The 14,412-nt window shown below is 57.5% G+C and carries 12 protein-coding genes; 7 read left to right on the top strand and 5 right to left on the bottom strand.

Translation table 11 applies throughout. The features are described from left to right. Positions 1-65: 65 nt before the first annotated feature. Positions 66-530, bottom strand: coding sequence for a hypothetical protein (locus SBL51_RS12495; protein ID WP_317931300.1), 465 nt, complete (start codon positions 528-530; stop codon positions 66-68). A gap of 437 nt (positions 531-967) precedes the next feature. Beyond that, entirely contained in the window at positions 968-1,501 is a 534-nt protein-coding gene (ppa, locus tag SBL51_RS12490) for an inorganic diphosphatase (RefSeq protein ID WP_317931299.1), read from the bottom strand. A gap of 326 nt (positions 1,502-1,827) precedes the next feature. Between ppa and SBL51_RS12485 the strand changes: the two genes are divergently transcribed. Continuing rightward, positions 1,828-2,196 carry a metalloregulator ArsR/SmtB family transcription factor gene (locus SBL51_RS12485; protein WP_317931298.1) on the top strand — a complete coding sequence of 123 codons (369 nt, stop codon included), beginning with the start codon at positions 1,828-1,830 and terminating at the stop codon, positions 2,194-2,196. Between the two features lie 81 nt (positions 2,197-2,277). Here the strand turns inward: SBL51_RS12485 and SBL51_RS12480 are convergent, their stop codons facing one another. Continuing rightward, a complete protein-coding gene (locus SBL51_RS12480; protein WP_317931297.1) occupies positions 2,278-3,279 on the bottom strand; it encodes a class 1 fructose-bisphosphatase in 1,002 nt (333 codons plus the stop codon). A 274-nt stretch (positions 3,280-3,553) separates the two neighbouring features. Between SBL51_RS12480 and mpl the strand changes: the two genes are divergently transcribed. Both mpl and SBL51_RS12470 read left to right on the top strand, forming a co-directional pair. Further along, on the top strand, positions 3,554-4,924 hold the full coding sequence (gene mpl, locus SBL51_RS12475) for a UDP-N-acetylmuramate:L-alanyl-gamma-D-glutamyl-meso-diaminopimelate ligase (protein ID WP_317931296.1): 1,371 nt from the start codon (positions 3,554-3,556) through the stop codon (positions 4,922-4,924). Next, on the top strand, positions 4,921-5,544 hold the full coding sequence (locus SBL51_RS12470; protein WP_317931295.1) for a flavin prenyltransferase UbiX: 624 nt from the start codon (positions 4,921-4,923) through the stop codon (positions 5,542-5,544). Before mpl ends, SBL51_RS12470 begins: the two co-directional genes overlap by 4 nt. A 15-nt stretch (positions 5,545-5,559) precedes the next feature. Here the strand turns inward: SBL51_RS12470 and SBL51_RS12465 are convergent, their stop codons facing one another. After that, on the bottom strand, positions 5,560-6,072 hold the full coding sequence (locus tag SBL51_RS12465) for an FHA domain-containing protein (protein ID WP_317931294.1): 513 nt from the start codon (positions 6,070-6,072) through the stop codon (positions 5,560-5,562). Positions 6,073-6,385: 313 nt separating this feature from the next. Between SBL51_RS12465 and SBL51_RS12460 the strand changes: the two genes are divergently transcribed. The 4 genes from SBL51_RS12460 (at position 6,386) to SBL51_RS12445 (ending at position 13,090) form a co-directional block, all read left to right on the top strand. Then, the gene (locus SBL51_RS12460) at positions 6,386-8,020 is read left to right on the top strand and encodes a hypothetical protein (RefSeq protein ID WP_317931293.1); all 1,635 of its coding nucleotides are present in this window, start codon (positions 6,386-6,388) and stop codon (positions 8,018-8,020) included. Positions 8,021-8,041: 21 nt separating this feature from the next. Further along, positions 8,042-8,323 carry a SelT/SelW/SelH family protein gene (locus SBL51_RS12455; RefSeq protein WP_317931292.1) on the top strand — a complete coding sequence of 94 codons (282 nt, stop codon included), beginning with the start codon at positions 8,042-8,044 and terminating at the stop codon, positions 8,321-8,323. Positions 8,324-8,740: 417 nt separating this feature from the next. Beyond that, positions 8,741-11,317 carry an efflux RND transporter permease subunit gene (locus SBL51_RS12450; RefSeq protein WP_317931291.1) on the top strand — a complete coding sequence of 859 codons (2,577 nt, stop codon included), beginning with the start codon at positions 8,741-8,743 and terminating at the stop codon, positions 11,315-11,317. A gap of 180 nt (positions 11,318-11,497) precedes the next feature. Then, positions 11,498-13,090: a cation:proton antiporter family protein gene (locus tag SBL51_RS12445; protein ID WP_317931290.1), complete on the top strand. Its 1,593-nt coding sequence runs from the start codon at positions 11,498-11,500 to the stop codon at positions 13,088-13,090. On the opposite strand, the gene SBL51_RS12440 is transcribed toward SBL51_RS12445, so the two are convergent. Further along, complete coding sequence (locus tag SBL51_RS12440; protein ID WP_317931289.1) at positions 13,059-14,411, bottom strand: ATP-binding protein; 1,353 nt, start codon at positions 14,409-14,411, stop codon at positions 13,059-13,061. The genes SBL51_RS12445 and SBL51_RS12440 overlap by 32 nt on opposite strands. Between the last annotated feature and the right edge of the window lies 1 nt (position 14,412).

Raw genomic sequence — 14,412 nt, 5'->3', positions numbered from 1 at the left:
CGCCAAGCTAACTAAAATTCGGCGCCTAGATTAGTGCAAGAGGGGCGAGCTTGCTACCCGCTTGATTAGAACTCGTAGGATATCACCACGTTTACCGCGTCACTTTTGAGGCGCATTTTGTAGCGCACCTCATTCAACTGGCCAACGCCATTGCCATCGGGCAGCACACTGGAGCTTTTCAGTCGTTTGCTATGGTAGCTGCTCCAGTAGGCGCGGGCACCGGCTTTGAGTACTTCGGTAAAGATCCGGCTGCCTTTTTCCAGCTCCACATCGTGATATTCGTTGTAGATCCACTGGTGATTGAGTAGCCGTTGAGTGGTGTTGAGCCGGTTGTCGGCAAAGTTGGCGGCGGCTTGGTCGAGATCTTCGTTGTCCAGGCCATAGGCGCTGAAGTGGCGATCCAGTCCTTTACCCAAAATATCGCTCTCGCTGGTGTTGGCGTTGCGGTATATGTAGTCGGGTAAGAATTGCGTGGCCGGCTCATCGGCATGCAGGGGCGAGAACCAGCCGGCGCTACAGAGCGCGAGCAATAGGGTGATCGTCCCTGGTCTCCGACCTATCGAGTTTAGCACTCCGCTGTACTGCATAAATCACCTGCCAACATGGATTAGGTTGTGGGCAAACCACATTTTCATGCAACTTACACTAATCGTCCTACGTACAAGTATGGAATAACTCTACTCCAACTGGCGCGTATTTAAAGGTTGGAGGTTAGACCGTTTTCTTATCAATTTTGTGAAAAAAAATGTGCACACTTAAAAAAAGTGGGGGTATCGCCGGACCTTACAGTGATAACTGGCAGGGGATTGTAAGTTAGTACTTACATGGCGCCGTGCGCCATATCTGTGCGGTGCCGATAAAGTGTGGTGTGGGTCACATTATGGGGAAAGTGAATAAGGATAACAGCCTGCCGCAGGTGGCTGCGGCAGGTGATTGAGCAGACGCTCAGAAGGGGCGTTGGCCAGCCTTAGCTGTTGGCCTGGTAGCGGGCAACGGCGTCTTCCAACTCTTTACGGGCTTCGTCGACATCGCCCCAACCGTCGATTTTTACCCATTTACCAGCTTCCAGATCTTTGTAGTGCTCAAAGAAGTGGGCGATCTGATCCAGAGTCTGTTTGGGCAGGTCATTGATGGATTTAATGTCTTTATATAGAGGGGTGATCTTGTCGTGGGGTACGGCCAGGATTTTGGCGTCTTCGCCAGACTCGTCGGTCATTTTCAATACGCCGATTGGGCGTGAGCGCAGCACCGAGCCCGTCAATACTGGCAGCGGCATAATGACCAGCACGTCGGCGGGGTCGCCATCGCCACACAGGGTGTGGGGAACATAGCCGTAGTTGCAGGGGTAGTGCATGGCGGTGCCCAAAACACGATCCACAAAAATGGCATCGGCGTCTTTGTCGATCTCGTACTTGATGGGATCGGCGTTCATGGGGATTTCAATAACCACATTGATATCGTCGGGCAGGTTTTTGCCAGCGGGGATTTTTTCAAAGCTCATAAAGTGATCCATTGTGAGTGAAGGTGAATACGGGCTGGGACCGCGGGCGATTGCCCTGGATGACCTATGGCTCAAGCGGCACGCGGGCTGCCGACCATTGGCTGCAACTTGATAGTCACCCTGGGGCCCCGAATGGGGCAGGATTCTAACACACTACGATGGCTCGACAACTTTGTCCGCGGTTGCGGCAATTGGCACGTTAAACAGTGAAAGTGTGCCAGTCGTCGCACTGCGTGAATTTTACACGTGGCTAACTGGCGGATGTTGGTTTGTTCGCTAAGCTTAGTTTTATACGATTAAAACTCACAAGGTAGGCAAGTCTCGTCATGGCGGTAGAACTCGACACTTTCGACTCCAAAGCAACGCATGTTGAAAAGCTGCTGAAGTTGTTAGCCCATCGCGGGCGTTTGATGGTGCTCTGTAATCTGATGGAAGGCGAACGCTCGGCGGGCGACCTGGAAGCAGTTGCCAAACTCTCTCAATCGGCGTTGTCCCAACATTTGGCGAAGCTGCGTGAAGAGAAGATTGTAGCTACCCGCCGCGACGCTCAGCGTATCTATTACCGATTGGCTGATCCGCGCACACGCACGGTGTTGGCCTGTTTAACACAGACCTTTGGCAGCGAAATGAACCCCTCGGTGGATCGTCTGCCGGAGATGCCTGTCAACCAGGAGCTCACCAAGTTTTCCGCCTAGGTTGAAGGGCGCAGCATACTCGCTGCAAATAAGAAAAAGGCCGCGCAAGCGGCCTTTTTCGTTTTTAGGGTTGCTCTGTCGCTAGCGGTTGAGCAGCGCGGCCGGTGAATCCAGGGCGCTTTTGTGGGCGTCCAGCAACACTTCGATTTCGTGCTTGGAGCCCAGAGCCACAGCCACACGCTGGTGGATTTTACTGGGTTGAATGTCAAGGATGTTGCCAAAACAGGTGGTGGCTAGGCCGCCGGCCTGCTCCACCAGCAGACTCATGGGGTTGCCTTCGTACATCAGGCGCAGTTTGCCGGGTTTGTCCGGTGAGCGATCGTCCCAGGGGTAGGTGAAGATGCCGCCGCGGGTGAGTACCCGGTGCACATCGGCCACCATGGAGGCGATCCAGCGCATGTTGAAATTCTTACCGCGCACGCCCTGATCGCCGGCCAGAAGATCGGCAATGTACTCCTGCATCTCCGGTGCCCAGAAGCGCTGGTTGGACATGTTGATGGAGAACTCTTTGGTGTCGGCGGGAATGCTCATCTGCTCGTAGGCGAGGGTGAACTGGCCATTGTTGTCGAGCACAAACTGTTGCACGCCCTGGCCGGTGGTCATGCTGAGGGTGGTGGCCGGACCGTACAGCGCGTAGCCGGAAGCCAGTTGCGCCCGCCCCGGTTGCAGGTAGGCTGATTCATCTCCACCGCTTTTGCCGGCCGGCAGCGGCAGTACCGAGAAGATGGTGCCGACACTGACGTTAACATCGATATTGGAGGAGCCGTCGAGCGGGTCGAACAGCACCAGGAAGCGGCCATTGGCGTTGCCGGCCACGGGTAGATCCTCTTCCTCGGAGGCGATACCCGCCACACTGCTGAGGCCGAGTAGTGCCTCTTTCAGCATGTCGTTGGCGATCACGTCCAGCTCTTTCTGGGTTTCACCCTGAACATTGGTATCTTCGGTCACGCCCAAAATGCCGGTTAATGCGCCCAACCGCAGCTTACCGGCGATCTCCTGACAGCAGTTGGTGATGGTTTCTAACAAAACCACCAACTCGGGGTCTACGGCTTGTTGCTTAAGTTGGTCGGTAACATTCGGCATATTGGCTTCCTCTTTCCAATGAATTCAACCTTGAGTATTGGCCGGGTGGGCAAACATCAAACAGCTGGAGGGTGGGCGCAGGTTCACTCATTGAGCCGGTACCCGGGTAACTCTTAGGCTGGCCAGTTTGAATTATTTTGCCGGCCCCGTACAGGGTGGGGGTGGTCAGCGGGCGAAAATGGGGTGGCAGTGAGCTGGGCTCCCGCTGCTTCGCGCCTGTGGTAAGCTTGCCCCGAAAGCGACCCCCGACATTCAGGACAGGATCAATCAATCTATGCACATTCACATTTTGGGGATTTGCGGCACGTTTATGGGTAGCCTGGCACAGCTGGCCAAGGCCCTGGGTCATACGGTGACCGGCAGCGATGCCAATGTCTATCCACCGATGAGCACTCAGCTGGAGGCGGCGGGCATCGGTATTTATGAGGGCTTTGGCGAGGAGCAATTTGCCACCGCCCCCGATCTGGTGGTGATCGGCAATGCCATGAGCCGGGGTAACCCGGCGGTGGAGTATGTGTTGGAACGGGGGCTGCCTTATGTCTCCGGCCCGGAGTGGTTGTGCCGGGAGCTGCTGCCCGGCAAGTGGGTGCTGGCCGCCTCGGGCACCCACGGCAAAACCACCACCGCCAGTATGTTGGCTTGGATTTTAGAGTATGCCGGCTTTGAGCCCGGCTTCTTAATTGGCGGTGTGCCGCGCGATTTTGGCTGCTCGGCCCGCCTGGGCAAGAGCGACTTTTTTGTGGTGGAGGCCGATGAGTACGACACCGCCTTCTTTGATAAGCGCTCCAAATTCCTGCACTACCGCCCACGCACGCTGATCATCAACAACCTTGAGTATGATCACGCCGATATCTTCCCCGATCTGGCCGCCATCCAAACCCAATTTCATCATCTGATCCGTACCGTGCCGGCCGGTGGTTCTATCTTTTATTGGCAGGATGAGGCCGCTGTGGAAGCGGTCTTGGCGCGCGGCTGTTGGAGCCAGCGGGTGGCGCTGGGTATCGATTGGCGAGCGGAGGTGGTCTCTGCCAGTGGTGAGTGCTTTCGGGTATTCCACGGCTCGGAGTTGGTGGGCGAGGTAGCCTGGGAGCAGACCGGCCAACACAATGTCGCCAACGGCCTGGCCGCTATCGCCGCCTGTCACAGTGTTGGTGTGACCGGGGCGGATGCCTGCGCGGCACTGTCGCGGTTCCAGGGGGTGAAGCGACGCATGGAGCTGTTGGCCGATATCGACGGCATTCGCGTATACGACGATTTTGCCCACCACCCCACCGCAATCGCCACCACCCTGGCCGGCCTGCGTGCTCAGGTAGGTGAGGAGCGCATTGTCGCCATCATTGAGCTGCGTTCCAACACCATGAAGGCGGGCGTGCACAATCATGCCCTATGCCAAGCCACCAGCGACGCGGACCTGGTGCTCTGGTCCCAGGCGGCGGCCAACCCGGAGCTGGCTGAAGCCATTCACCAGAGCCCAACGCCTGCCAAATTGTGCGATGGCCCGGAGGCGATCCTCTCGGCTCTGCCGCCGCTGCTGACCGGGCCGGCGCATGTGGTAGTGATGAGTAACGGTGGTTTTGGTGGCATCCACCAGAAGATTGTCGACCTGGTTGGCAACCGGCAGCAGGCCCAGGAGGCGCCGGCGTGAAGCGCAAATCGGTCACCCTGGCGATTACCGGTGCCTCGGGGGCGCCTTATGCTCTGCGTTTAATTGAGTGCCTGTTGGCGGCCAACTGCCAGGTGCTGCTGCTGATCTCGCGCGCGGCGGAGGTGGTTATTCGCCAGGAGACCAGCCTGGCGCTGCCTTCCGGCGACAACGGGCCAGAGCTGCAGCAGGAGTTTTTCAACTGCCACTTTGCCACTAACAGCGAACAGCTGCGGGTCTATGGCCGCGATGACTGGTTTGCACCGGTGGCCTCTGGCTCCAGCGCGCCCCGGGATATGATCATCTGCCCGGCCAGTGGCGGCACCCTCTCGGCTATCGCTTGTGGTGCCAGCAATAACCTGATTGAACGGGCGGCGGATGTGGTGTTGAAGGAGCGGCGCCGGTTGATTCTGGTCACCCGGGAGACCCCGCTCTCCACCATTCACCTGCAAAATATGCTCAGCCTGAGCCAGATGGGGGTGACGCTGTTACCGGCCAGCCCCGGTTTTTATCAACAGCCGCAAACCATTGCTGATCTGATCGACTTCGTTGTCGCCCGCATTCTGGATCAGTTGCAAATAGAGCAGGCGCTGGTGCCACCCTGGGGTGAGGGCCCACCTTAACCAACAGGGCCGCGGTTATAGCTGCAGTAGCAGGTAGCCGATGTAGCCCAGGCAGACCAGCACAATCACTGTACTGATTCCCTTTAACCAAATAGCACTCGGTTTTTCCGGCGCCTCTATGCGGTTGCCGGGTGAGGTCGATTTGCGTCCGGCCGCCAGCTTGGCGCCGCCGGGGTGGACGGTGGTTTTGCGCGCGGTGAGGCCTTTCCGGGCCGTGGGGCCCTGCACAATAAAGCTAAAAGTATCGAAGCGGATGCGGTCACCGGCTTGCAGTTCGGATTTTTGAATGCGGTGTTCATTGAGGAAGGTGCCGTTGGCGGAACCGAGGTCGGTCACCGTCATTACACCGCCTTTGCACTTGAGTTCGGCGTGTTGGCGGGAAAGGTGGTTGCTGGGTAGGGTAATGTCCGCTTCGGTACTGCGGCCAATGATGGTTGATCCTTCCCGCAGGGAATAACGTTTGCCATGCATCCAGCTACCGTCGGCGATTATTTCCCAAGGACCGACGGACTGCTCTCTGTTTTGCAAACCAGGGACTCCTGTAGCTTGGTGGTGTAAGTCGATGGCTATAGTCAGGCGCGGATTGGGGCGCTGGCCCATGAAAAATTCGCGCAACTATAGGTGTTAATTAAGGCGAAAACGCATAAAAAAAGAAGCGATAGATCACGTTTGTAGGGTTTGGTCGGCTGAAACGGGGTCGAACAGCTGATCTGCTTGCTATGCTAGAAAAACTTGAACGAAATGGCCGAATGTTGGCACGTGGGCAGAGTACCCGTGCGCAAACGGCGTCAAAATATCACCAGGTCTTTGTTTTGTAAATTCCATGGTCGACTTGAGCGTAATGCGAAATTTTAAAGGGGTGAAAGTGGTCCACAGCTCGGACCACTTTCGGCTCTATCGGGCAGTGGATGTCGCCTCCGGTGCTGCGCGCTGGGTTTATCAAACCGAGCAGTCAGTCGCTGCCATCATTGATGCCACCGAGCTGGAAAAGCTCAGCCGCTTTCGCCACCCCAACCATATCCCGCTGGTAGAGTTTGGTCTTAATAAGCAGAAACAGGCTTTTTACGTTGTTGAGCAGGTCAGTGGCCAGACCCTCGCCGAGCTAGCTAAGTTGGGCGCACCCTCGGAGCCGGTGTTACTGCAGGTTATGTTGCAACTGTGCCGGGTTCTGCAGGCGGCAAAGAGTAATGGTATCCGCCACTTTTCGCTCAAACCCGCTTTTATCTATGTCACCACTGACAAAGGGCTGGAGTTTGAAGATTGCCAGCCACAATTGCGCCTGACCGGTTTTGGTGAATTTGCCGGCCGCGCCTTCTCCCGCAACCCCGGTAAATTGCAGTCAACGGCACTGCCCGACGTCACCGCTATGGTGCTCTACTGGCTACTGGCCAAGCCGGTGCGTTGGTCGCCGGCGGTGGCAGAGGTGCTTGGCCGTAAGGGCATGAGCGCCGGTTTGGTGAATCTGTTGCGCTGGTGCAGCGAACAGGAGGGCGAACCCTCGGATGAGCTCTGGCAGACCACCGAGCGGCGGATTTTAACACTGCTGGCGGGGCGCCACTGTACAGTGGCGGGGCAGCCGGCCTTTGCCCGCTTGCAGCAAAAATTGCAGAAGCAGCCCGACTGGCGCCTGCTCGATTGCCAGGACTGCCCAGCGATTGATGGCTGGCACTGCCAGCTGTGGGACGAGGGCCAACGCAGTTGGCAGCAGGTGGAGGTTATGCCGGTGGATGTCAATGCCACCCGCCGCTTGCTGGCCACCATTCAATCCCTGCCAGAGGCCCATCCTGGGCTGATCGCATTAACCGATTTCAGTTTAAGCGGTGGTCGTGGTGGCAGCTGCTCCTATTTCAGCTGGTGTGGTGAGCTGCTGGTGCCGCTCACCGAGCGCCTGGCCGAGCCGCTGTCGCTGGCGGCTGCCTGCCAGTTTATGGGGGAGCTCTGCCGATTGCTGCAGGAGCTGATTAACCAGGGGGTTGTTTTCGAACAACTGCAGGCGGAACAGATTTTGGTTGATGCCCATTGGCAGCCAAAAATTCTGCCGGTACAACTACCCGTCTCTACCCCGACGGTGCCAACGGCCGGCCCGGCAGTTGCCGCCAAGCGGGGGGCGGAATCGGTATCGCTACTGCGCAGTCTGGCCGAAATTGCGGTACTGATCACCACCGGTTTCAAGCCCTACTGGCTAAACGGTGAATTGCAAACCAGCGGCCGTTTCAAGTCTCTGCCGCCGGTACTGAAAAACATTATTCAGCAAAGCCTGCAACTGAAGCCCCGGCAAATGCCCAATCTTCAGCAGTGGTTGCAGGTCGCCCAGTCACCGCTTGATGCCGGCGCAGAGCCAGGCAAAACCATGTTCCTGCGCAAACGTAAAGCCAAGAGCAAACGCGATGAGCGCAAAAAGGTTCTGCTCTTTTTACTGCTCATTTTGTTATTTCAAGCCATGGTAAATGCCGGCATTATTGTGATTTTTAAATAGGGTCAGCCGGAGGGGGGAACAATGGCGGGGGCCGAGATTACCATTACCTATTGCACCCAGTGCCGTTGGCTGCTGCGTTCAGCCTGGTTGGCACAGGAACTGCTGACCACCTTTGAGCAGGATTTAGCCGGTGTTACTCTGGCACCGGCGACCGGGGGTGTTTTTCAAATCAGCGTCAATGGTATGATCGTTTGGGAGCGCAAACGGGATGGTGGTTTTCCCGACATTAAAGTGCTCAAACAACGAGTACGCGATATTATTGATCCCGCCCGGGATCTGGGGCATTCAGATACTCACTCCTAGCAAGCTCACCACGTATTAAGGAACTAACGGCGGGCTATCTACGTCCATTCTGATTTTCAATTGTTAAATCACCCGCACTCGCAACCCATACGCTGGCTGCTGCGGGGATTATCTGTTTGCAGGGATGGTTGTGGCTGCGCGCGGTTGGCCCGTAGCTGGCGAAGGTCCTAACTGGAGGCCCCTGATAGTCACTCAAGAGGCCTGACAGCCAATCAGGTTAAAGGGAGTTTGGGGAACGCCCGCAGAGCGGTTAGTATGTGCCCCGCCTTGGCCACCACACTGCCCATAATGTGAAACCAGTGAACCGCGTTCGGCCGCTGGTGCAGGGGCTCTGGTCAGGGTCCCCGCAGAGAGGGGGCTGGCAGCGCCCGCCGCGGAACCGAGAGTTCTGCGCGCTACAAGAATTTTGAGAACAGTATGAACAACGCGTTATTTAAGTTTTACGAAGCCATTGTCATTGATCGACCGCGCCTGACACTCGTTATTGTGGCGCTGGTTGCTCTGCTGATGGCTTTGGGTTTGCCCAAGTTTAAATTGGACGCCTCGGCTGATGCGCTAACCCTGGAGGCCGATCGCGACCTCGATTTTTACCGGGAGATTAGTCAACGCTACCAGACCGGTGACCTGCTGGTAGTAACCTACAATCCCAATGGCGAACTGTTCACCCCGGAGACCTTGTCGCGGATACAAAAACTGCGTGATGAGCTGCTCGAGGTTGATGGTGTCTCCGGTGCGCTCAGTATTCTGGATGTGCCGCTGCTCTATAGCCCGCTGCAATCAGTGAGCGATATTCGCCAAGGTGTGCGCACTCTGGAAAACAGCGACGCCGCCTATGCCGATGCCAAGCAGGAGTTCCTAAACAGCCCGGTCTACAAAAATTTAATTCTCGGCCCCGATGGCGAAACCACGGCCATTGCCCTGCAGCTAGCGGTGGATGAGCAGTACATTGAACTGGTGCGCGCGCGCGATGCTTTGCGTTTAAAGCGCAGGCAGGAGGGGCTGACCAGCGCGGAAGCGGCTCAGCTGGAAGAGCTGGCCAAAACCTTCCGGGATTACCGCACCCTGTCCGAGCAGAAATCTCACGCCCGTGTGGCCGAAGTTCGGGCCATTGCCAATAAGTACAAAGACAACGCGCAGATTTTTATCGGCGGGGTGACCATGGTTACCGCCGATATGATCTCCTTTATTCGCAGCGACCTGGTGGTGTTTGGCTCGGCCATTATTGCCTTTCTGGTGTTGCTGCTGGCGATTATCTTCCGCCGGCCACGGTTTGTGGTGTTACCGTTAATTACCTCCAGCCTGTCGATTCTGTTGATGCTCGGCTTTTTGAGTTGGATCGACTGGCGGCTGACGGTTATCTCCAGCAACTTTGTGGCGCTGTTGTTAATTGTTACGCTGGCGATCACCATCCACCTGGTGGTGCGCTACCGTGAATACCACTCCCACAACCCGGACTGGAGCCAGAAAAAACTGGTTGCCAGTACCGCGCGTATCATGTTTAAGCCCTGCCTCTACACCGTGCTGACCACCATTGTCGCGTTTGCCTCGCTGGTGGTGAGCGGTATTCGGCCGGTGATCGATTTTGGCTGGATGATGACCATCGGGCTGACGCTCAGCTTTGTATTGGTGTTTGTGGTGCTGCCGGCGGGCTTAATGCTGCTGCCCTCTGGTGCCGCCAGGACCGATACCACCACCGATAAACCCTTCACCCTGAAGTTCTCCTGTTTTACCGAAAAACGGGGTAACTGGGTGATCGGCGTCAGCCTGCTGTTGGCGGTGATCAGTGGCATTGGCTTTAGTCGCCTGCAGGTGGATAACCGTTTTATCGACTACTTCCACAAGAGCACAGAAATCTACCAGGGCATGAAGGTGATCGACCAGAATATGGGCGGTACCATCGGCCTGGATATCATTGTTGATGTCGACCCGGAGCTGGCTAATCCGACCGCGGATGCCACCTATACCGACGAAGATGACCCCTTCGCCGAAGCCGACCCCTTCGACCAGCCCGACCCATTTGAGGCGCCGGAGCCACTCACCGAGGCCGACCCCTTCGCCGACGCTGATCCCTTCTCCGAGCACAGCAGCGATACCCAAAGCGCCACCTCTTACTGGTTTACGGTGGCCGGGTTGCGCGACTTGCAGCGTATTCAGGCGTACCTCAACAGTCTGACCGAGATTGGCCGAGTGGACTCCCTGGCGACCTTTTACGAGGTGGCCCGCGACATCAATCACGGTACCTTGAACGATTTCGAATTGGCGGTGGCGCGCAACAGTTTGCCGCTCAAGATCGAAGATATTTTGATTAGCCCCTACCTCGACAGCGAACACGATCAGGCGCGGGTATCCATGCGGGTGAAGGAGACCGATCCCAAGCTCAAGCGCCTGCTGCTGGTTGGTAAAATTCGTGATCACCTGGTAAATGAGCTCGGTTTTAAACCGGAGCAGATCCATTTCACCGGCGCTCTGGTGCTTTACAACAATATGCTGGAGAGTCTGTTCCGCTCACAAATCCTCACCCTGGGGGCGGTGTTTATCGCCATTATGTTGATGTTTATGGTGCTGTTCCGCTCATTGAAGGTGGCTCTGATTGCCATTATTCCCAATGTGCTGGCGGCCATGGTGGTGCTGGGCGGTATGGGGCTGGCCGGGATTTCGCTGGATATGATGACCATTACCATCGCTGCCATTACCGTGGGTATTGGGGTGGATGACACCATCCACTATATCCATCGCTTCCAGGAGGAGATTCGCATCGATGGTGACTACATTGCCGCCATGCACCGCTCCCATGGATCCATCGGCAGTGCCATGTACTACACCTCGGTGACGATCATTGTCGGATTCTCGGTGTTGGCGCTGTCGAAGTTTATTCCATCCATCTACTTTGGCTTGTTGACCGGCCTGGCCATGCTGGCGGCTATTTTGGGTGCATTAACCCTGCTGCCGAAGCTGATATTAATGGCAAAACCTTTTGCTGTGCGCTCCGCCTGACCGTAGACTAAAACGCCTATCAACCACCATTGGCCTGTGGATGTTGGCTGGGTAGTGGGCCTGTAGAGCCGGGGGCCTAGGGTCATGGCTCGACTGGTGGCAGACAAGCCGGCGCAGACTCAGTTTCCGCAATAGCCAAGCCGTGGTTGGATTGGAATTTCTGTTAAGGGCTGATCGGATATGGACTTTTTGTGGATCGCCGTGGCCTTTGCGTGTGGCTTTGTCGCGCGGCAGCTGGGTTTGCCGCCGCTGGTGGGCTATCTGCTGGCCGGCTTTGGGCTGAACGGCGCGGGTATTCAACCATTCAATGGTATCGGCGAGCTGGCCGACCTCGGCATCACGCTGATGCTTTTCACTATCGGCCTTAAACTCAATCTACGCGAACTGACCAAACTGGAAGTGTGGGGTGGCGCTACCCTGCATGGCTTGGTCTGGTGCTTACTGCTGGTGGCCGGTGGGCTGATCTTTATCTGGCTGATGCCGAGTCTCGATGGCCATTGGCAGCAGTTGGCCGCGGTTGCCTTCGCCCTCAGCTTCAGCAGTACCGTCTGTGTGATGAAAATCCTGGAGGACAGCTCCGAGCTGAAAACCCGCCACGGTGATCTGGCCATCGGTGTATTGGTGATTCAGGATATTGTCGCCGTGCTGTTTCTGGTAGCGGCCACCGGCAAAACCCCAAGTGTCTTTGCGCTGGCGCTACCGTTGTTGTGGTTTGTGCGGCCTCTGCTCAAGCATCTGCTCAGCCGCTGTGGCCATGGCGAGTTGCTGGTGCTGGTCGGCTTTATGATTGCCCTGGGTGGCTATGAGCTGTTTCACGCGGTGGATGTCAAGGGGGACTTGGGGGCACTCATTGTTGGCATGATGGTGGCCGGGCTGCCGAAAGCCACCGAGCTTTACAAATCACTGATGAGCCTGAAGGATCTGTTCCTGGTGGGCTTCTTTCTCAACATTGGTTTCAGCGCGCTGCCCACCTGGGATATGTTCGGCTGGGTGGTGCTGTTACTGGCCACGTTGCCGCTTAAATTTCTGCTCTTTTTTGCCATCTTCCTGCTCTTCCAGTTGCGTGCCCGCACCGCGTTTCTGAGTGCTTTGGCGCTGGCCAACTTCAGTGAGTTCGGCCTGATTGTCGCGCATCAGGGCGTGGATCAGGGCTGGCTGCCCGAAAGCGAGATGGTGATCATCGCCCTGGTGGTGGCCATCTCCTTTGTGGTCAGCTCTTTTTTCTACAAGCGGGCCCACTCCATCTACGCCCAGTACAAACACATTCTCTGTCGTTTCGAGCACCCCATGGCGCAGGTCAAGCACGGCTATCAGCAGCCCTATGGCGCCGAGGTACTGATCTGTGGCATGGGCCGGGTGGGGATTGGTGCCTACCATGCATTGGAGCAGCGTATGCACGAGAAGGTGTGGTGTGTGGAGGTGGATGAGATCCGAGCCGCTCAGCAACAACAGATGGGTTATAACGTGGTGCTCGGCGATGCCGACGATATCGACTTTTGGGAGCAGCTGGATGTCTCCAAGGTGCGCCTGATTATGCTCGCCATCCCCTCGATTCAGGAGATGAAAAACATCATTCTACAGCTGCGTCACACGGAGTTTCACGGCCGTATCGCGACAGTGGCCCGCTACGACGATGAGCGCAAAGAGCTGCTCGCCCTGGGGGCGGACGTGGTGTTCAACTACTACGCCGAGGTGGGCGCCGGTTTTGCCGAGGAGTGCGCCCATCTGCTGGTGCCACCGGTTACGGTTGGCGAAGTGGCAGTTCAATCCTGACCTGGGCGCCACCCAAGGCGGATTGGCTGATCTGCAGGGAGCCGCGGTAGCTGCTTAGAATATCCACCACCACCGCCAGGCCGATGCCCTGACCCACCTGGGCGGTGTCGGCGCGGGCGCCGCGGGTCAGCACCACCTGGCGCAGCTGTTCCGGAATGCCGGGGCCGTCGTCACCAATTTCCAACCACAACAGCTCATCGCTGCCGGCGCTAACGGCAACCCGCTGGTGGCAGTATTTGCAGGCGTTGTCGAGCAGGTTGCCGAGTATCTCCATCAGGTCTCCCTCGTCCCCCCAAAAGCGGCTGTCGGCCGGTAGCTGGCAGTCGAACTGAATCTGTTTGTCGGCGTAGACCTTCTGCAATGCCTTGAGCAGACGCTCGACCACGGCCTGCACCCCCACCGCCTGGCCGGCGAAGGTTGAGGTCTGGCTGACTGAACGCTGCAGCTGGTGGCGGATGATGTCATCCATGCGGCCCACCTGGTCGTGCAGCAGCTCGACCGGCAGAGAGTCGCTCTCCAGATGGCTGCGGATCACCGCCAGCGGGGTCTTCAGGCTGTGCGCCAGATCGGCCAGGGTGTGGCGATAGCGGTCGCGCTGCTCGCGTTCGGCGACCAGCACCTGGTTGAGGTTGGAGATCACCGGTTTGATTTCGGCGGGGTAGTTTTCGCTTAAGGTGAGGTTTTCGCCGCTGTGCAGTTTTTGCAGATCCTGGGCCAGCGACTGCAGTGGCCGCAGCCCCCAACGCTGAATGGTGTACTGCACCACAATCAACAACAGCGTCAGCGAGCCCAGCCAGCGCCAGAGTTGCCGGCGATAGCTCTGCCGCTCGGCGATCTGTGCGGTCTGCTCGTGAAACACCTCAAAGCGGAAATTCTTCTCCCGCCCCTGGGCGGTATCCCAGGCGACATCGAAGCTGAACAGTTTGGTCGCCTGGCCATTAAGCGCCAGCGATTCGTAGTACTCCTGGCCGGTAACCAGGGGCAGGTCATTGGCCGGGGGCAGGGTGGTGGCCAGGGCCGAAGGGGATTGCCAGACGGTGAGATTGCCGTCGAGGATGCGGGCGTAGAGGCCGGAATCGGGCTGGTTGAAGCGCGGCTCCTGCAGGGCGTCAGGCAGCCAGAGGGCGCCATCGAAGATCTCGGCGGCGCCCAACAGCAGGTAGACCTGGGTGCGCAGGCTCTCCTGCTCGGCCACCGCCTGGCTTTGGGCAAAGGAGCGGTCCAGGGCGACGCCGCCAGAGAGCACAAACACCGGCAGCAGCAGCATGGAGGCGAGAATCAGGCGCCCGCTGAGGCTGTCGGTGAAGCGCAGCAGTTGCATG

The organism is Halioxenophilus sp. WMMB6, assembly GCF_033283405.1.
In the GTDB taxonomy this organism is placed as follows: Bacteria; Pseudomonadota; Gammaproteobacteria; order Pseudomonadales; family Cellvibrionaceae; genus Halioxenophilus.
This window is presented reverse-complemented; position numbering and strand designations above follow the sequence as displayed.